At 39.2% G+C, this 22928-nt stretch carries 26 protein-coding genes; 19 read left to right on the top strand and 7 right to left on the bottom strand.

The annotated features are described in order from the left end of the window. Positions 1-20: 20 nt before the first annotated feature. The 5 genes from CSV79_RS04335 (at position 21) to CSV79_RS04315 (ending at position 5434) form a co-directional block, all read left to right on the top strand. Positions 21-791 (top strand): YqhG family protein, encoded by a 771-nt coding sequence (locus CSV79_RS04335; RefSeq protein WP_099687807.1) that lies wholly within the window; start codon positions 21-23, stop codon positions 789-791. A gap of 97 nt (positions 792-888) precedes the next feature. Further along, positions 889-1578 carry a response regulator transcription factor gene (locus CSV79_RS04330; protein WP_099687895.1) on the top strand — a complete coding sequence of 230 codons (690 nt, stop codon included), beginning with the start codon at positions 889-891 and terminating at the stop codon, positions 1576-1578. Beyond that, positions 1575-2588 (top strand): sensor histidine kinase, encoded by a 1014-nt coding sequence (locus tag CSV79_RS04325; RefSeq protein WP_099687806.1) that lies wholly within the window; start codon positions 1575-1577, stop codon positions 2586-2588. The genes CSV79_RS04330 and CSV79_RS04325 overlap by 4 nt, the downstream gene beginning before the upstream one ends. Before the next feature lie 151 nt (positions 2589-2739). Next, positions 2740-3501, top strand: coding sequence for an ABC transporter ATP-binding protein (locus tag CSV79_RS04320; RefSeq protein ID WP_099687805.1), 762 nt, complete (start codon positions 2740-2742; stop codon positions 3499-3501). Next, a complete protein-coding gene (locus CSV79_RS04315) occupies positions 3491-5434 on the top strand; it encodes an ABC transporter permease (protein ID WP_099687804.1) in 1944 nt (647 codons plus the stop codon). The genes CSV79_RS04320 and CSV79_RS04315 overlap by 11 nt, the downstream gene beginning before the upstream one ends. Before the next feature lie 17 nt (positions 5435-5451). Here the strand turns inward: CSV79_RS04315 and CSV79_RS16740 are convergent, their stop codons facing one another. Then, positions 5452-5625, bottom strand: a complete 174-nt coding sequence (locus tag CSV79_RS16740; protein ID WP_158232462.1) for a hypothetical protein — start codon at positions 5623-5625, stop codon at positions 5452-5454. A gap of 11 nt (positions 5626-5636) precedes the next feature. Continuing rightward, on the bottom strand, positions 5637-6239 hold the full coding sequence (locus CSV79_RS04310; RefSeq protein WP_099687803.1) for a TetR/AcrR family transcriptional regulator: 603 nt from the start codon (positions 6237-6239) through the stop codon (positions 5637-5639). Between the two features lie 355 nt (positions 6240-6594). Between CSV79_RS04310 and CSV79_RS04305 the strand changes: the two genes are divergently transcribed. Beyond that, complete coding sequence (locus CSV79_RS04305) at positions 6595-7107, top strand: flavin reductase family protein (RefSeq protein ID WP_099687802.1); 513 nt, start codon at positions 6595-6597, stop codon at positions 7105-7107. Between the two features lie 81 nt (positions 7108-7188). Here the strand turns inward: CSV79_RS04305 and CSV79_RS04300 are convergent, their stop codons facing one another. Beyond that, positions 7189-8592: a purine-cytosine permease family protein gene (locus CSV79_RS04300; RefSeq protein WP_099687801.1), complete on the bottom strand. Its 1404-nt coding sequence runs from the start codon at positions 8590-8592 to the stop codon at positions 7189-7191. Between the two features lie 289 nt (positions 8593-8881). Next, positions 8882-9775, bottom strand: coding sequence for a catalase (locus tag CSV79_RS04295; protein ID WP_099687800.1), 894 nt, complete (start codon positions 9773-9775; stop codon positions 8882-8884). Positions 9776-9889: 114 nt separating this feature from the next. Here CSV79_RS04295 and CSV79_RS04290 point away from each other — a divergent pair, with 114 nt between their 5' ends. The 5 genes from CSV79_RS04290 to CSV79_RS04270 all read left to right on the top strand — a co-directional run bounded on the left by CSV79_RS04290 (position 9890) and on the right by CSV79_RS04270 (position 13347). Further along, entirely contained in the window at positions 9890-10408 is a 519-nt protein-coding gene (locus CSV79_RS04290) for a YusW family protein (RefSeq protein WP_099687799.1), read from the top strand. A gap of 351 nt (positions 10409-10759) precedes the next feature. After that, the gene (gene ytvA / locus CSV79_RS04285) at positions 10760-11554 is read left to right on the top strand and encodes a YtvA family blue-light photoreceptor (protein ID WP_233201362.1); all 795 of its coding nucleotides are present in this window, start codon (positions 10760-10762) and stop codon (positions 11552-11554) included. Positions 11555-11600: 46 nt separating this feature from the next. Beyond that, positions 11601-12239, top strand: a complete 639-nt coding sequence (locus tag CSV79_RS04280) for a pentapeptide repeat-containing protein (RefSeq protein ID WP_099687798.1) — start codon at positions 11601-11603, stop codon at positions 12237-12239. Positions 12240-12260: 21 nt separating this feature from the next. Further along, positions 12261-12845, top strand: coding sequence for a histidine phosphatase family protein (locus tag CSV79_RS04275; protein WP_099687797.1), 585 nt, complete (start codon positions 12261-12263; stop codon positions 12843-12845). Continuing rightward, positions 12835-13347 carry a YcxB family protein gene (locus CSV79_RS04270; RefSeq protein WP_099687796.1) on the top strand — a complete coding sequence of 171 codons (513 nt, stop codon included), beginning with the start codon at positions 12835-12837 and terminating at the stop codon, positions 13345-13347. Before CSV79_RS04275 ends, CSV79_RS04270 begins: the two co-directional genes overlap by 11 nt. 54 nt (positions 13348-13401) lie before the next feature. Here CSV79_RS04270 and CSV79_RS04265 read toward each other — a convergent pair whose 3' ends face one another. Both CSV79_RS04265 and CSV79_RS04260 read right to left on the bottom strand, forming a co-directional pair. Then, entirely contained in the window at positions 13402-13593 is a 192-nt protein-coding gene (locus CSV79_RS04265; protein ID WP_099687795.1) for a hypothetical protein, read from the bottom strand. A 175-nt stretch (positions 13594-13768) separates the two neighbouring features. After that, positions 13769-14560 carry a class II aldolase/adducin family protein gene (locus CSV79_RS04260; RefSeq protein WP_099687794.1) on the bottom strand — a complete coding sequence of 264 codons (792 nt, stop codon included), beginning with the start codon at positions 14558-14560 and terminating at the stop codon, positions 13769-13771. Positions 14561-14694: 134 nt separating this feature from the next. On the opposite strand from CSV79_RS04260, the gene CSV79_RS04255 reads away from it, so the two are divergent. Beyond that, the gene (locus CSV79_RS04255; protein ID WP_099687793.1) at positions 14695-15510 is read left to right on the top strand and encodes a Cof-type HAD-IIB family hydrolase; all 816 of its coding nucleotides are present in this window, start codon (positions 14695-14697) and stop codon (positions 15508-15510) included. A 144-nt stretch (positions 15511-15654) separates the two neighbouring features. Continuing rightward, the gene (locus CSV79_RS04250; RefSeq protein ID WP_099687792.1) at positions 15655-16197 is read left to right on the top strand and encodes an acyl-CoA thioesterase; all 543 of its coding nucleotides are present in this window, start codon (positions 15655-15657) and stop codon (positions 16195-16197) included. Positions 16198-16321: 124 nt separating this feature from the next. Here CSV79_RS04250 and CSV79_RS04245 read toward each other — a convergent pair whose 3' ends face one another. Next, a complete protein-coding gene (locus CSV79_RS04245) occupies positions 16322-16933 on the bottom strand; it encodes a GntR family transcriptional regulator (protein WP_099687791.1) in 612 nt (203 codons plus the stop codon). A 153-nt stretch (positions 16934-17086) separates the two neighbouring features. On the opposite strand from CSV79_RS04245, the gene garR reads away from it, so the two are divergent. From garR to rpmG, 6 genes are all read left to right on the top strand, one after another. Continuing rightward, positions 17087-17980: a 2-hydroxy-3-oxopropionate reductase gene (gene garR / locus CSV79_RS04240; protein ID WP_099687790.1), complete on the top strand. Its 894-nt coding sequence runs from the start codon at positions 17087-17089 to the stop codon at positions 17978-17980. Continuing rightward, the gene (locus CSV79_RS04235) at positions 17937-19397 is read left to right on the top strand and encodes a four-carbon acid sugar kinase family protein (protein WP_369824917.1); all 1461 of its coding nucleotides are present in this window, start codon (positions 17937-17939) and stop codon (positions 19395-19397) included. The genes garR and CSV79_RS04235 overlap by 44 nt, the downstream gene beginning before the upstream one ends. A gap of 11 nt (positions 19398-19408) precedes the next feature. Then, complete coding sequence (locus CSV79_RS04230) at positions 19409-20758, top strand: GntP family permease (RefSeq protein ID WP_099687789.1); 1350 nt, start codon at positions 19409-19411, stop codon at positions 20756-20758. An 85-nt stretch (positions 20759-20843) separates the two neighbouring features. Further along, complete coding sequence (locus tag CSV79_RS04225; RefSeq protein ID WP_099687788.1) at positions 20844-21188, top strand: rhodanese-like domain-containing protein; 345 nt, start codon at positions 20844-20846, stop codon at positions 21186-21188. Positions 21189-21441: 253 nt separating this feature from the next. Further along, the gene (locus CSV79_RS04220; protein WP_233201360.1) at positions 21442-22626 is read left to right on the top strand and encodes a GTP-binding protein; all 1185 of its coding nucleotides are present in this window, start codon (positions 21442-21444) and stop codon (positions 22624-22626) included. A 21-nt stretch (positions 22627-22647) separates the two neighbouring features. Then, entirely contained in the window at positions 22648-22797 is a 150-nt protein-coding gene (rpmG, locus tag CSV79_RS04215; protein ID WP_099687786.1) for a 50S ribosomal protein L33, read from the top strand. Positions 22798-22928: the final 131 nt, after the last annotated feature.

The following is a 22928-nucleotide window of genomic DNA, read 5'->3' as shown; positions in this document are numbered from 1 at the left end:
TTAAGAGAAGGAGGAACTACATGCAACCGCAGGAAATAAATGAATACTTACATCATTTTTTCAGGAATAGCAATTGTGAGATCCTTACGCAACACCCACATTATATGAACGTACAGCTAACGATCGAGATGGATAAAAAGATTATGAATCGACCATTTTACTGGCGTTATATTGAAACTGTCGGTGAAACACCGAATCCTGCCAAGCTTATGCTCATCACTGATATTGAGCAGTTAAGGGATGGTATTAAAGGAGAGGTTCTGCATATAGGTTCTCCACGACTCCATCAATTATTCCGCGTCACTAGAGAAATGGGTTCATTCGTGAAGATGCACGAGCAAGTATCAAGTGATGAGGTTCTGACGCCGTGGCTCGGAGTGAACGTAAAAGTTTCTTATAGGAGTCATCAGACGAAAGAGTTACTGTACTCCTTAGGCATCAACTTGATGACAGGTGCTGTCTTTCAAGATTTTCAAGAAACGTTATGTACGCTAGATTTAGTAAATGAACCACCCGAACATGTTTTTCATCTTCCATTCATTATTAAACCTCAACGTGCATTTGAACGATTGGATCATGTAATTAATCAACTCATTGAAAAAGAGGATCATCAATGGGTAGATGAGGCGAAGAAAAGGTGGAGAAAAGATCAAGCTGTACTAGATTATTTTTATGAGGGCCTGGACGAGAAACCGAATAGCTATGAGATTGAAAAACAAGCAATAGCAGAACGTTTTATGCCTAGAATTACAATTGATATAATCAATGGTGGCTTGTTTTATTTACGATGAATAGAAGTGAGAGCAGCGTGCCTATAGGGTGCGCTGTTTTGATTATGTCGCTAGATAGGATAAACTAAAAGCAATTATGAAAAGTGTGGTGATTTCATTGTTTACGATTATGTTAATTGAAGATGATCAAACATTATATGAGGAAATAAGAGAGCGCTTGACGCACTGGTCGTATAACGTGGCGGGTGTGAAAGACTTTAGTAACGTGTTGCAGGAATTTACGGACAACAAGCCTGATCTTGTACTCATTGATATCCAGCTACCGAAATTCGATGGATTTCATTGGTGTCGAATGATTCGTACGCATTCGAATGTGCCCATTATATTTCTTTCTTCACGGGATCATCCGACAGATATGGTTATGTCGATGCAACTCGGAGCAGATGATTTTGTGCAAAAACCTTTCCATTTCGAAGTGCTTATCGCAAAAATACAAGCAACGTTACGACGTGTGTATAACTATAATACAGATCAAACATTGGAAGTGAAAACATGGTGCGAGGCTACTGTTGATTTTGTTAAAGGTACGTTAACAAATGAAAACGGTTCGATTGAACTGACTAAAAATGAAATATATATATTGAAATTACTCATAGAAAAAAAGAATGAGATTGTGACAAGAGAAGAGATGATCACGAGTTTATGGGACGATGAGAGATTTGTCAGTGATAATACACTCACGGTCAACGTCAATCGATTACGGAAAAGGATTGCAGAAATAGGGCTAAACGATGTAATCGAAACGAAAGTAGGGCAAGGATATATGGCAAAGGAAACACAGCTATGATTCGAGTATTCTTAAAAGAAAGAGCTAGTTGGATCCTGTTCTTCTGTCTCTTGCAGCTACTTGTTTTGCTGATGGGCTTTTTAGATTCGAGTATTTCATTCCAATCTGCTGCTTATATCGTATTCATATCTTGCTTACTATTTTGCTTGTTTATCATTGTACGATACGTCAAAGAAACTAGATTTTATCGGGAATTGAACATGCTCGATGCATCATTTGATATGACTGAATTTCCAGAGGCATCTACTACATTTGAAAAAATAACTTATGAATGGATTGCTGAACAGCAAGCAATAGTTAAACATCAGCTAGATCAACTACAAATCAGCGTGAATCAAGAGAAAGACGACATTCTTAATTGGATACACGAAGTGAAGACTCCGTTAACGACGATGCAATTAATGATTGAACGAACGTCAGATCCGGTGCTTCGCTCACAATTAATGTATGAATGGCTTCGAATCCATTTATTACTCGATCAGCAACTTCACCAAAAACGCATTCCATTTATCCAAAATGATTTATTTATAGAAAAAACGAATATTCAAAAGCTGTTGTCTCAAGAAATCAAATCGCTAAAACTCTGGTGTATGCAAAAGGGGATTGGGTTTGAAGTGTCCTTGAAAACAGAAGAAGTGTTAACAGATTCAAAGTGGTTAGGCTTCATGATTCGACAGTTATTAACGAATGCTGTGAAATATAGCGAAGCGTCAGATATTTATATTCGAAGCACCACTGATCATGAAGTGACGACGATTTCGATTGAAGACTTTGGCCAGGGTATCGATAAAAGAGATCTGTCGCGGATATTCGATAAAGGTTTCACAGGAACAGCGAACCATCAAGACCATGCTGCTACGGGGATGGGACTATACTTAGTCAAACTAGTAGCAGAATCATTGCTTATTGATATACAAGTACAGTCAACGCTAGGAAAAGGCACTCTCTTTATCTTAACCTTCCCGAAAGAAAATGAATTTGTCCGTATAGCAGTGTGTAAAGGAAGTTGATGATAAAGCAAAAGCTGTACTTCGCAACGGTTCTCGCTTAGAAGTCTAAAGCATGTGACGATAATGTCACATGCTTTTTCTAATTGTCATATGAAAGACAGGAGAAAATGCTAACTATTGATTAATATAGAAGTAACGAGGAGTGATGGATATGGTGATTTTACAAGCAACGAAAATCTATAAAACCTACGGCAATAAATTGAATAAAACAGAAGTACTAAGCGCACTGGACCTAGAAGTGAATAAAGGTGAATTCGTCAGTATTATGGGGGCATCTGGATCTGGTAAAACAACCCTACTAAACGTGCTGTCATCAATCGACCGAGTAAGCCAGGGAACAATTAGTATAGAAGGACAAAACATAAATGCAATGAAAGAAAAACAAATGGCGGAATTTCGTAAGCGTCACTTAGGCTTTATCTTTCAAGACTATAATTTGCTCGATACGTTAACAGTAAAAGAAAATATCCTACTCCCGTTATCTGTGCAAAAAGTAGCGAAAAAGAGAGCGAATGAAATGTTTCATGCAGTGTCTGAAGATCTAGGGATAGCCGATATAGCCGACAAATATCCGAATGAAATCTCGGGCGGCCAAAAGCAACGGACCTCTGCAGCACGCGCATTCATTCATGATCCAAGTATTATTTTTGCGGATGAACCAACAGGTGCGCTCGACTCAAAAGCGGCATCTGATCTATTGAATAAACTAAGCGACTTGAATACGAAACGCAATGCTTCAATCGTCATGGTGACACATGATCCACTCGCGGCAAGCTTTAGTGAACGTGTCGTGTTCATTAAAGACGGTCAAATCTATACGCAATTATATAAAGGAGAGCAAACGCGTACCGAGTTTTTCAACGACATTATTAAAACGCAAGGTGTGCTAGGCGGGGTGCAACATGACAGTTAATCGATTAATCTTTCGTAATATCAAGAAAAACTTCAAGCATTATTACGTCTATATTTTCGCATTAGTTTTCAGTGTAGCATTGTACTTTTCATTTATGACTTTGCAATTTGATCCAGCTTTGGATGATACGACAGGTGGAGTGAAAGGCGCAGCGGCTATTAAAACAGGTTCGGTTTTACTAATTTTTATTGTATCTGTATTTTTAGTGTACGCGAACAACTTATTTATTAAGAGACGCAGTAAGGAAATTGGGCTGTTTCAATTGATTGGTATGACGAAGGGGACGGTTTTTCACATCTTAAGTGTGGAGAATTTAGTGTTATATGTCGGATCGCTTATTGTTGGGATATTCTTAGGCTTTTCAATGTCTCGTTTGTTGATGATGATTCTGTTCAAAGTAACGGGCATACAGGATGTAGCTACTTTACGTTTTTCTTCAGAAGCATTCGTTCAGACGTTAGTCGTTTTTGCCGCAATTTATATACTTATTTTATTGATGAATGCAGTTTTTATTAGAAGACAAAGTATTTTATCATTGTTCCGTGTGGCAACTGTTACGCAGCAACGATTGAAGAAGATGACTGCTCTTCAAGCCATTCTTGGTGTGTTTGGCATTGGGCTCATTTTATTTGGTTATTATTTATCTTCGCAATTATTTAGCGGTATGTTCCTCGGTAATCAGTTTTTTGTCGTGATGATCGCCATCTTGGCCTCTGTTATTATCGGAACGTATTTATTTTATAAAGGCTCTGTCAGTTTCATTTTTAACATCATTCGTAAGCGCAAGAACGGTTATTTGAATGTCAATGACGTGTTGTCGTTGTCTTCGATCATGTTTCGAATGAAATCGAATTCCTTGCTACTGATGATTATTACGACATTGTCAGCCTTATCGATTGCCTTGCTGTCACTAAGTTATATTTCGTATTACTCTGTAGAAAAGATGGTGGAGAAAAATATTCCTGCCGATTTTTCGATATTGACTGAACATGGTGCAGAATTTGTACAGGCGCTTGAAAAAGAGGGTATTGCGAACAGCTATGAGACGATCGATTTACTGAACTTCCAAGTGGATCTCTCGGAAGTGTTATCTATGTCGGCTGAAGAAGGTAATTCGTTATTTAGTTTTGCAGATACTACAATGCTCGTCATCAGTGATCAGGTAGTTGAGCAGTTAGATGTGGCAGAAACAGAGGTCTATTTGGCCAATCAAAGTGATTTCTTGAATAATCTTATGCATATTCAAGAGCAAGGAATGATTGTCTTTACGGGTGAAGAATATGTTTACAAACTAGCATACAAAGGAATGGAAGATCTAACGGTTCTCCCAGCTAGAGCGACAGGCGCGTTTCCAGTCGCAATTGTCGATCAAAGCATCTATCAACAGATGTTGGCTGATAAAGATGTTGAGCTAAGTACCGAGTTTTCTCAATATACAGGTGTCACGATTACCAATAGGGAAGATATTGAACGGGCAGATACGATTTTTCATGCACTAGATATCGACATCTGGGCGGGCAATGAATCAAAATATGAAGAGAAAATGATACAAAAGCAAGGAATTGGTGTCATCATGTTTATTGTTGGTTTCCTTGGACTGGCCTTTCTCATTACGTCAGGCTGTATTCTCTACTTTAAGCAAATGGATGAAAGCGAAGATGAAAAAGCGAATTACACGATTCTACGGAAACTTGGGTATACGCAAACGGATTTACTGAAAGGTGTGCAACATAAACAACTATTCAATTTTGGTATTCCATTAGTCGTAGGCTTATGTCATAGTTATTTTGCAGTGAAATCGGGCTGGTTTTTATTTGGAACTGAAATGTTGACACCAATGCTTATTGTTATGGCGATCTATACCGCGCTGTACTCCATATTCGGTATGTTGTCGGTGTTAAATTATAAGCGTGTTATTAAAGAAGCACTATAAAACGATAACCCCCTCGATCACGAAATCGAGGGGGTTGTTTGTATACAATTAGCTGAGAATTGGTCTGTACCGATTAACTCTTCCACTACTGCATGATAGGCTTTGTTTAAGTTGTTGAGTTCCTCCATTTTTTCGGATAGTGCCATTGTTGGATCTGTAGAAATCTGTTCCTTGAAATCAAACACGAGCAACTGTAGCGCTTTTAACTACGCGCATTTTTACTTAATCCGTATAAAAAGAGTTCTGTAACTTCCTCAGCTAGTTCCTCAGAATTTTTTTTGTCTGTCCATAATTTAGTTATAGTTAAGCGCTCAATAGCACCGATGAGTGAAAAGGCGACTGTACTTAGATCAATGTTGGAATGGAAGTAGCCATGCTGCACTTCTACAGTAAGATTTTGTTCAATCTGTTTTGACATTTTTTCCTTTATTTCGTAGGCATCATCTGAAAGGATAAATCCGATTCTAGCCACATGTTTATTATGTTCCAATAACCGGAAGACTGAAGTAAGATTTTCTTTGATTCTTGCTTGTGCTAACTGTGGATCCATATTATTTGATAATCTACTATCTCTAGTCAGGGTAGATAGCTTTTCTTTAAAATTGTCCACTAATTCTTTAAAGATTGCTTCTTTATTTTTGAAATATAAATAAAATGTAGGTTGGGTAACATTGGCCGTCTTGACGATTGTGCTAATTTTCGTGTCATGGTAGCCGTTCTGAGCAAATTCTTCCGCCGCAATATGTAAAAGTAACTCTCTACTCTTTGCGCCATTCGCACCTACTTTACGTCCTCTTTTGTTCAATTAAATCAACTCCAGGTTTTTGTACACTAGCGCGTGCTATTGGTCATATACCTAGTATCCCTTAATAAATGATCAATGTAAAATAGTAACATCACAATCGCTCTATCTCTGTATTGCCATAATTTAATACCGCCGCCGTTTATGAAGTAGAGATCAGAATGGTCAAAGTTATCGCTAGCAATGTCACTCATTGTGCCGCATTGTGAATATACTGAAAGAAAAGTTGAGTAGAAGCTGAGAAAAATGAAGAAAGATGGCAGAAGTGCTATGATAGAGTAAGCAACGGCTAGTGGAAGGGAATGCAGACTAGATTTGTAACTCGGATATAGCCTATTAATAAAGGAGAGAATGGCTTATGAAAAAAGATGAACAACAAAATTTATTCAAAGAAATTATGGGAAACTATCCAACGGGAGTAACTGTAGTGACTGCTGTCACAGAAGATGGAACGCCTGTTGGATTAACGGTCAATTCATTCGCTTCGGTTTCGTTAGACCCGATGCTCCTATTGTGGTCTATTGATCATAGAGTTTCTTCTATTAAAGCGTTTACGGAAGGCGGAAAGTTCGCAGTGCATGTGCTTGCAGGAGATCAACAAGAACTTTGCAGCACGTTTGCTAGTCGTGTAGAAGATCGTTTCTCCACATGTAAGTGGGAATTGTCTGATCGTGGTGTGCCGATTATTGAAGATGCATTTGGTGTATTTGAATGTAAAACGTTCCAAACGATAGAAGCGGGAGATCACACGATTATTATCGGAGAAGTGGTGGATCTTCAAATTGACAAACAGAAAGATCCAATGCTTTATCACCGCAGAGTGTTTGGATCTGTGCCACCGGTATTTTATGGGCAGGACGATAAAGCGTAATTTAATCACACAGAAATAGCCGTCACCCTATTTGGGTGACGGCTTTATTAATACCAATTACTCTTATATTCATTTCTTAGATTACCCGAGTCGATCATCGGCTGTAATATCTTTCGGTTCGCGTTCCAAATAGTATGCACCTTTTGTATAAATAGCTATCACAACTGTCAATAATGCAGCAAGCAAAGCGGCAAAAAATGCAGCGGTAGATTGTAAGAATACACCGAGGATTCCTGATGCGGCTATCGTACCAAATGTACTGGCGACTAGTAACGAAACGACGCCTACAGGATTCCATTTATATAAATATTCCTGTCTAGCTACATAATATGTCGGACCAATCTTTAACCATTTTTTAACGACTAAAGCATCAGTCACTAAAATTGCGGCCCATGAAAATAAGAATACACCTTGGAAGGTCATGACTTTATCCAAGTGATCTACTATTCCACCCAACATCAGAGCGATTGCGGAGAAAGCAGAAACGACAACCCAAAATCTTCGTCCAGGTGTAAAGCGGAGAACATTCTCGAAAAAATTGGAAAGTGATAATGAACTACTATAAATATTTGTGACGTTGATCCGTAATTGCGTCAACATCGTAAATAGTGCTCCTCCAATACCTAGCAATAGAACGATATAAACGCCAGGATCTTTTTCAAGGAAACGTACGCCGAACCAAATTCCGAGACCACCCATCACGCCGTAACAGAAAACCTGTGGTATAAACCCAATCGCAATAGACCCATATTTTCGGTCTTTTGGCTTTAGGAAACGCGCATAATCAGAAGCGAGTAATGCGGTCAACCCGATGATTCCGTTATGCATTCCGATGCAAAACAGCAATGCTGTCCCACCGAATGTTACGCCTTCAGGCATATAGGAGAAAACAGATCCAGTATAGAGAGGTGGTTTAATAATGGATAGGACAATCGCTGTAACAAGGAAGATAAGAAAAATAGGCATAGACCATTTCTGAAGCTTGTCTAGCTGCTCAATTCCGAACCAATTAAGTGGAATAATGATAGTGCCGAATACCACAATTAAAATCCATTTAGGAAAGTCCGGTAGGAAATGGTGTACTGCAGATACTAGAATCAGACCTTCGAACGCGCAATACATAATAAAGTTCGAGGCGTAAATCAGTGAAGTAAGAGATGAGCCGATATAGCCGAAGCCACCACCCCGTGATAATAGGTTTACATTCATACCAGACTTTGCCGATAAATAGGCAATGACGGTACCGAGAAGTCCCGCCACAATAATCGCATAAATGGCCGAAACGATAGCATTCGGTGCTCCGAACTGTAAGGCCATGACGCTCCCCATCTGAAAATAAAAGATGGCAGTTGCGATTCCAAACGTGATGTTCGTAATGCTCAGCCAACTTTTATTGCGATCTTCGATTGGTACACGATCTAATGAATAATCTTTAACCACTTCATCTTCCGAATCTTCAAACACCAAGTTCTTTTCTGTAGTCATACACATCAGCTCCTTCTAGTGAGTAGTCAACCCCTTACGCCAGAAATCCTAGCCAATACTCATTCTAATAGAATGGTTTATACGCACATTAGTTGAATTGACACCTTTTAAATAATAACAATAACGTAATGAAAAAATCAAGTTTGAACTATGCTTGTTAACTTGAAAAGTAATCTGTAGCTATACTAGAAAGATCGTTTGAGTATTTAAAATAGAGTGTAACTAGTTTCAGATGAATTTTAGTATATTTATTAAATTCGGCAAGTGTAAGTTCTGGTATTGGTAATGATTATTGTATCGCTCTTCGTCGTCTAGCTGACTCTTCATACGCTGCTGAACGAAAACGTAGTATAGGGTCATCGCTACTTTCCAGTCCGGCTGTAGTAACTGTCGGATCAAATACAATACTTTCTGCGTTGTCGGCTCGAACGGAAGTCAATGTCAGTATACCGGCTTCAATCTTTCTGCGATCATTTGGCCATGCTTTTGTTGGATCATCAGTCGGATCACCAGGTTCAGCTAATTGTACGAGCAATCGAAACTGCACTGTTTGTTGCTCTACCTTTTTGATCAACTCATTCTCCATTGAACTAGCTTCAACTTTACGATCATTTATAGGAAGCGGTTGCCACTCAAAGCGAACAGCTTGCTTGTGCTTTTCTTTATTCACAAGTACGTAAGCATGAATTGCATAATAATGATGAGTCTCAAAGTTTTGAAAAGGTTTCAATTTTTTTAAGATTGTAGCGAAAGCTGTATAATTTGTGTCATGTAGTATTGAATCTATTCGTTCGCTCCAAGAGCTTGCGTCTTTATCGAAAGAACGTATTAAACGGGTAAATGCTTCGGGGGTCTTGCTGATGAAAATCGGTATATTCACCATTACTAGATTTGTAAAGTTACCACCAGGCAGTTCAAAGCGGACAGCCATTCCTTTAACAGGGTTTAGTCTTTTACTTGGATCCACGCTTGGCGAACTATGTGAAAAACGTACAATTGCCTGTACTTCCTGTTTTTGCAAATGCGCGGCAGTTGTCCAAGGAATGGCCGCTTCTGTAGGCTTAAAAATCGCATCAAAAGCGACTCCCATCGCATGAGCCCGACGTAAATTTCCATCTACTTGCACTGCTGATTCAATCGCATCTATTGTTTCTAAAGCAAATAGTTCATCATAATTATTCACGCGAATCACTCCTTTACCAATCAATATACCCTTTATGAAATAAAACTAATCGATTAAAAAATAGAGGATTGGGTAAACTATAGAAGGAATCACATGTAAAGGGAGGAATATTGAATGAAACGATTATTGATGACTACTGTATCAGTTCTGGCTATTGGCCTTGCGGGATGCGGAAACAATACGAAAGAACCGGTTGATGTTCCAACACCATTGGCACCAGCAGAACAGCCTGCAGACACGAATGCTTCTGTGGAAAGTACAACAACACAGACAACAGATGCAACAACAGACAAAATGAAAGCAGACATGGACAAACTTTCATTTAAGGAAATCGATGTTGATGTTTCGTATGGTAAAGACATAGAGTACGAAGCGGAAATTGAGCAAGACAATAATGAACCGTTGGAAGCGAAAGTTGAAGACGAATTGAACAGCGTCCACCTAAAAGGACAAGAAGCGTTCGATGAACTATACCCGAAAATTCAACAATTGCAGTTAACGAAAGATAGTACAAATGAAGAAGCAATTGATCAAGTACTAAAAGCTTTTGGCTTGGAATCTAATTATGAAAAGTTTGAATTGGAAATTCATTTTAATGATGGAAGTAAACTAGATGTAGAAGATCGGAAATAATGAAAAGATAGGACCAAAGACTCTAAAGTGCATGAAGCAATTCGCCTTCATGCACTTTTCTTTTTGACTACGTATTTATAAATGTATCTTTTTTATTATACAGAAGCGTAGGAAAACGGACTATTTTCTAGTAATATCCCGGCCCCTTTATTATATTTGTGAAGATGAAACCAACTCGTATAAAGTGAAATTAAAAATCCCCGAGCGAAATATTAACGTCAGAGAATTTTTTGAAAATGTATGAAAAAAGAATAGGATTTAAGATTATATAGCGTGACAGTCCATTCTAATCTTTTATACAATATGACTAAGAATATGCTACGATAGAGAGGGTATTTGAAACGTTAGGGTGTGAGCTATATTAAACAATTAACAGAGACCGTTCAAAGACAATTAATAGAAGCGATGCTTGATGGTAGTAGAGTTGGAGCGTTGGTAACCGATCCTTCACGAGAGGATAATCCTATTATTCATACGAATAAAGTATTTGGAACACTGACTGGCTATACGCGTCAGGAGGTAATGGGACGTAATTGTAGATTCCTTCAAGGGGAAGAAACAGATAAGGCTGCTATAATGCAAGTTAGAAGGGCCATTGCGGAAAAACAACCTATTACTATTGTGATGAAAAATTATAAAAAAGATGGCAAGCTATTTTGGAACCGTCTTAGTATTCGGCCGATTACAATAGAGAAGGCAACTTATTTTATTGGTACGCTGACCGACGTTTCTGTACAATACAGACAAATTGAAGAATTACATACGAAAGACTTAGAAATAGAGCAGCTAATGTTACCTATTATGAAAATATTCGATAACCTGGCCGCAGTTTCGTTAATCGGGCAAATGAGTGAAGAACGCTTTAACCTGTTGATTATGAAGTTAAGTGACTATGTCCATGCGCAAGATATTGATCATGTAATGATTGATATTACAGGTTTACATTGGCAAGAAGAAACCCCTATTTATCGTTTTTTTGAAATAAAAGAAGTTCTACAGCTAATGGGTAGCCGTCTTTATATAACAGGTGTATCACCAATTATTGCACGCAAGTTAGCGATGTCTAAAGAATACAATCAATATTTGACAACGTTTGCTAGTGTCCAGCAAGCGATTCAATATATTCAAGCTAAGAAAATGTTATAAATATAATTTTTTATGTAACCACCGTTTGTTAGAAAGGCGGATTTTCATGAAATTGAATCAACCAAAGGTTTCGGAGCAATTAACACTTGCTACTTTGCAAGAATTATTAAATCAGGAAGATCCTATCTTACAAAATTGTAAGATAGTCGACTCAAGAATTGATGGTGAAACGGTAGAGCGCGTCCATCTAACAAATACTTTCATTAAAAACTCTAGTTTTCAGCATGCTTCATTACCAGGCTTGTTCATTACAGATGTGCGTTTTGAGAACTGTGACTTTTCTAATTCGGATTTAACAGGAGTTAGTATTCATCGAGCCAGCTTTCATAACTGCAAAATGCTTGGTGTGAATTTTACAGATGCTAGGTTCACAGATGTATTGTTTGATCAATGCATTGGTAATCTAAGTGCATTTGTTCATAATAAATGGGAGCGTTTACAATTTCACGGGTGTCAGCTGAAAGACGCAGATTTTTATGATTGTAAAATGAAGCAAACGCGTTTTGTGGAATGTACACTCGATCAAGCTAGTTTTGATGAGACACCTTTGAAAAATGTAGAAATAAAAACTTCTGAATTTGATAGTTTGACCGTTTCTATTAAGGATTTAGACGGTTGTATCGTATCTACACGACAAGCTATTCAGTTTGCATCCATGATAGGACTAGATATAAGGGATGAGTAAAATTATATAGGGGTGGTTTCATTGACTATTATCGGCTTTGTTCGACATGGCGTGACTGCGTGGAATAAAGAAGGACGTGCACAAGGAAGTTCAAACATTCCACTGGATGATGAAGGAATGTTAACTGCTGAAAAGTTGGCATGGCGCCTTGCTGGTGAAGATTGGGATATTATTTACACTAGTCCAATGACTCGTGCAAGACAAACAGCGGATTTGCTTGCGAAGCAGTTAAATGTGGAAGTGATAGAAGATGAACGCCTGCGTGAGAGAAGTGGTGGGTTAATCGAAGGAACGACAGAGCAAGAACGTCAGCAAAAATGGGGGCCGAAGTGGCGGGAGCTAGATTTGCAATGCGAAACAGAAGAAAGTGTCATAGCTAGAGGTCTTGAATTTGTAGCGAATCAAGTCCGCTTGAATCCAGATCAACGAATTCTCGTTGTCAGTCATGGTAGCTTTCTTAAACGAATCATCGTTGCGTTACTGGAAGATCAAAAATATGCGGTAACAATTGATAATACGTCATTGACTGTAATAGATGTGGAGAACAAAAGTTGTTCCTTATTGAATGATACGTCTCATTTAGCAGGGGGACCAGATGGAATTTGAGTATGAGTTAACAGAAGAAGATGTCGTGGCTTTTAATTTATATCATGTCAAAAATTCAAAAGTAGGTAAGCATTCATTGCAGTGGCAACGTTTTGTATCCCCCCTAATATTCTTCTTGTTTGCCTATTTCTTATCCGTTTTTACGGATATGGCAAGAGGGCCTTTGTTTATTGCTTTCGGATTGACTGCGATTTTATGGATAATTCTTTATCCAAAATACTTCTATTTCCACATTACAAGACAAGTGCGTAAGATGTTGAAAGAAGGGAAAAATGAAGGGCTGATCGGCGAACATTCTATGAAGATGAATAAGGCTGGTATTTCAGATAAGACCTCAATGGGCGAGACGCAGGTACAGTGGGGTGGTATACAGCGTATGATAGAGGACGCAGATTATATTTACATATACACAAGTACAGTGAGTGCATACATATTGCCGAAGCGTCACGTATATTCGGCAGATGGTTTAAAGGCTTACGTAGAAAAAAGAATTAAACTATAAACAAGTCAGTGGCTTCAGTAGCCACTGACTTGTTTATTTCGCTGACGAATTAACTTATCGTTTATCGGGTTTCATTTCTCGTAAGCCGATTCTCATAGCGGCAACAGCGCTAGTGACGTTTAATATAATTGCAATCGCTAAAAATAGCCACTGTAGTTTTTCCGGAAGATCGAGTATGATTGCTAAAATTAAAAGTGTAAAACCGATTGCTAACATAAGTAAATAGATAGACAATTTCTTATTCAATACAAGTCCACCCTTCTTAGTATCTAATCTTATTGTAGCATGAAAAACCAATGTATTCGGCGCAATCTGTTAATCTTCGTAACAGCGCAATGGTTATGCAGATGAATAAAGACAAAAAAGCGATTATTTCCGAGGAAATAATCGCTTTTTTGTCGAGTAGTTTCATTTTAACCTATCAATCGAGAAAGTCTGGTTCATCGCCGACAATTTTCTCCCACAATGGCTGGAAGTTTTCCCATCCATCAGCTTCTCTACCTACTTGTTTTGCTGTACTTGCTGCATACTTAGCAGGAATTGGGTTTACAATACCGGCGGCTTCTGCAAGTAGTTGAACCTGGCAAGAACGTTCAAGTGTGATGAACCAGAATGCTGCAGAATCCACAGACTGTCCAACGGTTAATGGGCCATGATTCTTTAAAAATATCGCTTTATTATCAGCTAATGCATTTGCTACTTTCACACCTTCATCTTCTTCATAAACAACCCCTGAAAATTCATCTAATACGGAGTGATCGTTATAAAAAGCACAAGCATCTTGCGTTAATGGATCGATTAATCGGCCTGTCGATGCCCATGTCTTACCGTATAAAGGGTGTAAGTGAACTGAAGCAATCACGTCAGGTCTTGCTTCGTGAATAGCCGAGTGGATCATGAGTGCAGATTTATGTAGTGAGTATTTACCTTGTACTACTTCTCCATCGGGATTAACCAAAACTAAATCCGATGCTTTGATCTTACCGAAAGCGATACCGTAAGGATTTACCCACATATGATCTTTGAATTCTGGATCCCGATAGGTTGCATGACCTGCTACCCCCTCCGTAAAGCCGAAACGAGAAAATAATCTGAAGGCTCCAGCTAATCGCTGTTTATTATATTGTCTTTCTTCATCAACACTCGTGAATGTTGGTCGCTGTAAATAATCCGTGACGTTTTCCCCGCTTACACGTTCTTCGTTGTGATTCATTATAATTACCTCCACGTAGTTGTATTTGTCGTCTGGAAAAAGAACAAACGAATTCAATCATAATAACAAATAGCGTATCATTGTCAATGATAGCGTAATTACTAGGATAATAGGGCGAGAAGGGAGAATCTTAAATGGTATCAAATAAGAAAATTGTGTTTTTTGATTTAGATGGCACATTAATGAGCCGTGATAAGACGATTTTGGAGTCATCGAAGCAAGCGTTGAAAGCATTACAGGTTAAAGGGGTTTATACAGTAATCTGTACGGGAAGAGCACCATTGATGTTTAAATGGTTGCTGGAGGAATTATCATTTGACTCTTATATATCGATGAATGGTCAACATGTCGTATTCGAAGGTAAAGAAATTTACTCAAACCCAATAAAACGGGAAGTGCTTCAGCAACTAACTGAGGTGGCCGAAAGAAATGGACATGGTTTAACGTACGCCACGTTTGAGTCATTTGTGACAAATGTTGCGGCTCACCCATTAGTGATAGGCTGCACGACACGATTGAAAATACCGTATCCTCCAGTAGACTCTAACATTTTTTTACATTCCGACGTTAATCAAGTACAGATTTATAGTAATGTTGAAGAAACAGAAGAGTATATGGATATATTCAAAGGATATTCGTTTGTTAGATGGGATGAGAGTTCAGTAGATATGCTTCCTGATGGCGCGTCTAAAGCAGTAGGCATTCAAAAAATATTGGACTATCTGAATATCCCAATCGAAAATAGCTACGCATTTGGAGACGGGTTAAATGATATGCAAATGATTCAATCGGTAGGTACGGGGATTGTAATGGAAAATGGGATTGCGGAATTAAAAGAAGTAGCAGATGTAATCACCGCATCTTGTGACGATGATGGAATCTTGAAAGGTTTACTTGAAATAGGCTTGCTAGAAGAAAAGGATATTTCACCGTTACAGAAAAATAATTGATTAAGCGTAGTTAAACCGACAAGTTTTTAATCTTGACAACTTTGTGAACGGGGCGTATATTTAATAGGATAATAGGACTTATTCAAATTTTCGATCTACTTAGCGAGGTAGTCGAATACAAATCTAGAGGAGGCTTCATTTACAATGAGACTAGAAAAGCAGTGCCGGGAATCTAGGGTCGTCAGAACGAGTAGGATCTTTCCAAATGATGTAAATAATCACAACACGTTATTTGGTGGACGTTTGATGAGTGATATCGATCAAATCGCATCGATTTCCGCGGCACGGCATAGTAGGGCGGATTGTGTCACAGCATCCATGGATTCCGTGGATTTCTTACACCCAATTCGTCCTTCTGATTCTGTTTGTTTCGAATCCTATGTGACGTGGACTGGAAATTCTTCTATGGAGATTTTTGTTAAAGTCATCGCAGAGGATTTGGCAAGTGGGGATTGTAAAGTAGCGGCCACCTCTTTATTGACGTTTGTTGCGTTGGATAAGCACAAGAAGCCGTTAGCGGTACCGCAAGTTGTTCCTGAAACAGAAGAGGAAAAGTATTTGCATGAAACGGCTCCTCAACGTGCGGAAATCCGTAAAATGCGTAAGCAACAGAGTAAGGATCTTGCAACTGTTTTAACAAATAACTATCCTTGGCATGAACCCGCACCCGTACGAGCGAATGTCTAAAAGAAACTCCGTCAACTAGCAACAGTTGATGGAGTTTTTTGTATAAAATGCAGAATAGTCGTACATACTAATAGAAGATAGGACGTTCTCTAATGTGTTTACTTGGAGGATACCTATCTTTTTTTCATTCAACGATAGTAAGGGTAAACTCGAGATCTGCTTTTAGATGGTCTTCCATTAGTTTACTCGCAAGTTCGGGTTGACGCCGTTCAATCGCATCGCAAATCTTAATATGCTCTTCAATAAGCAAAGGTCGCTGATACTGGACAACGGTTTTGCTGAACAAATAGATAATTGACTGCATCTTATCCACCGTATCAATCATGATTGGATTTCTGCATTCCTGGACAATTAGATCGTGAAAATCTTTGTTTGCTTTGACGATACCTTGCGAGTCACTCGTTTTTGCTAGATGAATACTTCTACGTAACTTACTAATAATTTCTGGCGACATATATGTAGCTGCCATTTTTGCTGCATGGCTTTCAATTAGCGTACGCATTTGAAACATATGGCGTAGATCTTTTTCCGTTGGTTTGATTACTTTTTTTCGTTTAATCAATCCTTCTTGCTCTAAACGGCGGATGGCTTCACGTACCGGTGTCCGACTCACGCCAATCTCTTCAGCAAGTTGAACTTCCACTAGTTTCATGCCACCTGGGTAACTGCCGGTAATAATCTGCTCTCTTATTGTTTCGTACGCCAGCAATTGTGCACTCCGTGAAGTGATCTCCATTACGCATCTCCTCCGTTCATTACCATACAGTATACAAGATAATTTCACATTTTGCGTTAAAGTATTCAAAAGTGGATAAAATGTATACAAGACAGAATACTTATTGTATACTAATAGCATTAATTGTTACATAATTAAAGGAGGAAATTCCTTATGAAAATTGGATTTATTGGTCTTGGAATCATGGGACGTCCTATGGTATTGAATATAGTAAAAGCTGGATTGACAGTGAAGGCATTTGATTTAAGTGAAGAAGCTATGCAATTCGTAACTAATGCGGGCGCAGTGGAAGCGCTTTCTCCTGTGGATGCTGCAAAGGACAGCGATATTGTCATTACTATGTTGCCAAATGCGGCAATCGTGCGTGATGTGCTATTTGGCATGAACGGCATTAGTGAAATACTTCGTCCAGGAGCAATCGTCATTGACATGAGTTCCGTATCGCCAGCGGATTCGACATTCTGTGCACATGAACTCAAAAAGCTAGGTGTCGGGTTCATGGATGCCCCCGTAAGTGGTGGGGAACCGAAAGCGATTGATGGTACATTAGCGATTATGGTTGGTGGTGAAGACCACGATTTAGAGAAAGCTCTTCCAGTTCTGCAGGCAATGGCTGCGGACGTGACGCATGTCGGAGGTCACGGTAGCGGTTCTACGACTAAATTAGCAAATCAAATTCTAGTGAATGTGACAATCGCGGCAATGTCAGAAGCGGTGGTACTAGCATCTAAAGCAGGTGTAGATATTGAAAAGATGTATGAGGCGATACGAAGTGGGCTAGCGGGTAGTACAGTGTTGGATGCGAAAATACCTCTTATCTTGGAGCGTAATTTCCAAGCAGGCGGACGAATCGATATTAATATGAAAGATTTGACAAATGTCGTGCAAGCAGGACGCGATATTGGTGTGCCGATGCCGTTGACGACAGATGTGCTCGAAATGTTTCATGCGTTGAAAGTGGATGGCAAAGCCGCGGACGATCACGTAGGTTTGATTCAGTACTATGAAAAATTGGCGAATTTTGAAGTGCCTAAGGGTGGTAAGTAATTTGAGGAAACGAATCGAAGAACTACAATCATACAGCCCAGGGTTAAAGTCATTATGGAACACGGAACGATCTGTATTCGGTCAAAAAATCATTGTTTTGGATGATGATCCTACGGGTGTTCAGACAGTTCATGGTATTCCCGTTTATACAGATTGGTCTGCAGAAACCATTCAGGCCATGTTTGATGAACCGCGCCAATTGGTGTTTTTATTAACCAATTCTCGTGCATTTTCTGTTGATGAGACAACGAAAGTTCATACACAGATTGCAGAAAGAGTGGCCGCTGCAGCCAAGCGAACAGGAAAAGAATTTTTAATGATTAGCAGAGGTGATTCTACGTTGCGTGGTCATTATCCCCTAGAGACGGAAGTATTGAAAAATACGCTGGAGAGAAATGATGCCTACACTGTCGATGGCGAAATACTCATTCCGTTTTTCAAAGAAGGCGGCAGAGAAACGATTGATGACGTGCATTATGTCATACAGAATGGACAGTATGTTCCAGCTGGTGAAACGGAATTTGCGAAAGACCGGATGTTTGGGTTTACGAAAAGTAATTTGAAAGAATATATCGCTGAGAAAACGCAAAATCAATACCCTGCAGAAAGTGTGTTATCCGTTTCGCTAGACGAGTTGCGCACGTTTGACTTTGAAACAATTGAGTGGAAATTAAATCAACTGGAAGATTTCCAGAAGTTGATTGTTAATGCGGTAACAGAAGAGGACTTACAAGTGTTCACGATTGCTTTGATGCGTGTCATGGATCAAGGAAAACACTTCCTATTCCGAACGGCTGCTTCCTTTACAAAAGTAATTGGTAATATTTCTTCCAAACCATATTTGATGAAAAAAGACTTAATGCACAATGAATCGACAGCAGGTGGATTAATCGTTGTCGGATCCCATGTACAGAAAACGACGGATCAGTTGAATGCACTGAAGTCACTCGAATCAGTAGAGTTTATGGAATTTCATTGTAACTTAGTGGTAGATACAGAGAAATTCAATGAAGAGGTAGAACGTATTCAACAACGAATCAATGAGAAAATCAGTGAAGGAACGACGGTTTGTGTGTTTACTTCCCGTGCACGTTTGGATCTAGGGGAAGGACGTCAAGAAGAGGAATTGGCGCTTTCTGTGAAAATTTCATCAGCTGTGACGCAATTTGTTGCAAACTGTCATCCGCAACCAGCGTTCGTTATCGCTAAAGGCGGAATCACGTCGAGTGATGTAGGGACAATTGGATTAGCCGTGAAAAAGGCGGAAGTGGCGGGCCAGATCGCTCCTGGTATACCCGTATGGCAAACAGGAGAAGAAAGTCGTTTTCCAGGTATTCCGTATATTATTTTCCCCGGAAACGTTGGAGAAGTCGATACGCTACGTGATGTCGTAGAAAAATTAGACTACAAGGATTGAGGAGTGTCTATATGGTAGAAGGTAATATGCTAATCGTAATTTTTTTACTATCACTCGCAGCTTTATTCTTCATGATTTTGAAAATGAAGATTGAACCATTTGTGACGTTAATTATCGTAGCTTTTGTTACGGCACTTGCACTTGGTTTTCCAATAGAAGAAATTCCGAAAGTGATTACGACCGGTTTTGGTAATACGTTAGTCGGTGTGGGAATCTTGATTGGTCTAGGTGTTATTTTCGGTCAGTTCCTCGGTGTATCGGGGGCAATCGAGAAAATTGCGGGTGCTGTGCTACGAGTGTTTGGTATAAAACATTCAGCAGCAGGACTTTCATTAACAGGAATCGCTGTTTCGATTCCCGTCTTCTTTGACGCAGCATTCGTCATTTTAAGCGGATTAGTGAAAAGTTTGTCGAGACGTACAGGAATTTCAATCGTAACATTCGTTACCGCGCTAGGTGTTGGTTTGATTGTCTCACATAGTATGATTGCGCCAACGCCAGGTCCACTTGTCGTGGCAGAGAATACAGGGGCAGACCTAGGGCTATTCATCTTGTACGGTATTATTTGTGCAATACCTGCCACTATGATCGGTGGCTATTTCTACGGAACGTTCATCGGTAAACGAATTCATACAACACCTGAAGAACTAGTGGAAGATATTGTCGTCCCTGAACCTGTGGAAGGACGCAAAGAAATCTCTACAGGTTTATCTTTCTTCATGCTCGGGTTACCGATTATTTTGATTCTCTTAAATACAGTAACAAAGTTATGGTTAGAAGAAGGAACAGCGTCACGCATTCTAGGTTTCATCGGAGATAAAAATGTCGCTCTACTGATCAGTGTGATTGTCGCATTGATTGTATTGAAACCGTATATTCATGTGCCGTATAAAAGGCTATATGATGAAGCAATCAATTCTGCCGGTATGATTATCCTTGTTACAGGAGCAGGAGGTGCATTCGGTGCCGTCATCAATCAAAGTGGCATCGGTGATTATTTGATTGAAACGATGCAAGGCTGGAGCATTCCTGTTCTCATTCTGGCATTCATCTTCTCACAAATCTTGCGTGCATCACTTGGATCGGCAACAGTTGCGCTTGTTACGACATCCTCAATTCTCGGACCGATGGCAGGCGAGCTTGGTGTATCTCCAATCCTACTAGGACTCGCGATTTGTGCCGGTGCGATTGGCTTGTCATTACCGAATGATTCCGGTTTTTGGGTTGTTAATAAATTCGGACGATTAACAATTCCACAAACGATTCAAGCATGGTCGATTGGTGGTTTCATCGCTGGGTTGTCTGCGCTCGGTATGGTTTATTTATTGAATTTGATGAGTGGATTCTTACCTGGACTCTAATGAGTAGATCACAAGTAGTCTTGTATCGCTAACTTTTCAGAAATCGTCTATACTAGGATGGATTGCATGGAAAGGGGAAATCAAGTTGACACTAAAAACGATTACGGCAGAAGAATTGTTCAAGAAAATGAAGTCGCAAGAAGAGGTCGTGCTTGTGGACGTAAGAGCCGAAGATAAATATAACGACTTCCATATTGATGGACCAACAGTAGAAAGTATACACATACCGAAAACAGAGATTTTTAAGCTAGAGGATCAACAAGAGGTGCTTATTTCATCTATGCCAACGGATAAAGAAGTAATCATTACTTGTACGACTGGAAACTCTGCAACTAAGTGTGCGAATATCCTTGCAGATCGTGATTGTGATGTTGTTCTCTTAGAGGGTGGTATTACTGCTTGGAAAGAATATCTAAATAACATGGAATGAGAAAAGTCGATTGAAGGAAGATTTCCGTCAATCGACTTTTTTCTATGGGTAAATAATGTATAGCTACTGGGTCTGAACCTATAGCATTAGAAATTAATTAATAAAACACTTGCAAATAGGAATGATTCCTGTTTATAATAAAGCAGACTTATTGATGTTGTATTTTTTACGCTTTTATAAATAGGAATCATTACGGTTTAAGATGTGGAGTTTTTTTATAATAGGTTGTTTTCCAAAAAAAGGAGTGAAATTATTGGGTACAAAAAAAGTTCCAGTCACTGTATTGAGTGGGTATCTCGGTTCAGGTAAGACGACGTTGCTGAATCATATTTTAAGTAATAAGGAGAATTTGAAAGTCGCTGTAATTGTTAATGATATGAGTGAAGTGAATATCGATGCTTCTTTAGTAAAACAAAATGGTTTTTCCAAAACGGATGAGAAATTGGTTGAAATGCAGAATGGCTGCATTTGCTGTACGCTTCGAGAAGATTTGCTAATAGAAGTGGAGAAGTTGGTGAAAGACAGTGTGATTGATTATATCGTGATTGAATCAAGCGGGATTAGTGAACCTATACCGGTCGCTCAAACATTTACATATATTGATGAAGAACTCGGAATCGATCTGTCCGCGATCTGTACACTTGATACAATGGTAACGGTCTTGGATGCAAATCGTTTTTGGAACGATTACGCTTCTGGGGAAAGTCTTTTGGACCGTAAGCAGGCAGTGGATGATACGGACACAAGGGATATAGCGGATTTATTAATTGATCAAATAGAGTTTGCAGACGTTATTGTATTAAATAAAGTTGATTTAGTCGCATCGATAGATGTTCATGAGTTAAAGGCGGTAGTGCAGAAGTTTAATCCACAAGCTAAGATTATCGAAAGTGAATTTTCAAAAGTATCTTTAGATCAGGTGTTAAACACTGGGCTATTTGATTTTGAAAGATCTAGTCAAGGGGCAGGATGGTTGAAAGAATTAAATGAAGAGCATGTTCCGGAAACGGAAGAGTATGGTATTACTTCATTTGTCTATCGCCGTAATAAGCCCTTTCATCCTGAGCGGTTCATGTCATGGATTGAGGAATGGCCCGTGGACGTCGTACGAGCGAAGGGATTTATTTGGTTGGCGACAAGGAATGACATTGTTTGCCTATTGTCTCAAGCGGGACCTTCATTGACGTTCCAAGTAGCGGGTAATTGGATTGCGACGTATCCACAAGCAGAACAAAATAGAATTGCAAATGAAGAGCCGGAAATATTGGAGCGCTGGGATACTGTGCATGGCGATCGTTTAACAGAACTCGTCATGATCGGTATTGATATGGATCGACACCAAGTAGAATGTGCGTTGGATGAGTGTTTGCTTACAGAAGAAGAAATGGCTCAGAAGTGGTCCGAGTTTGAAGATCCTTTGCCTTCATTCAATATATAAAATTAACATAGGGGGAACGAAATGAGAGTAAATATTACGCTAGTATGTACTGAAACGGGCGATCGTAATTATATGACAACAAAGAATAAACGAACGAATCCCGAGCGCATTGAACTTATGAAATATAGTCCTAGATTGAAGAAGCATACACTGCATAAAGAGAGTAAATAAAGGAATACATGAAATTATTAAGTGAAAAGAGTCGATTGATGTGGGGCCCATCATTCGACTCTTTTCTATGGATTGAGTTAAAATCTTCAACGGGTAGGACTTCATGAACCTATAGTATCTGGAGTTATGCG

Source organism: Sporosarcina sp. P13 (genome assembly GCF_002743055.1).
GTDB lineage: Bacteria > Bacillota > Bacilli > Bacillales_A > Planococcaceae > Sporosarcina.
The sequence above is the reverse complement of the archived record's forward strand: the minus strand, read 5'-3'. Positions and strand labels throughout refer to the sequence as shown.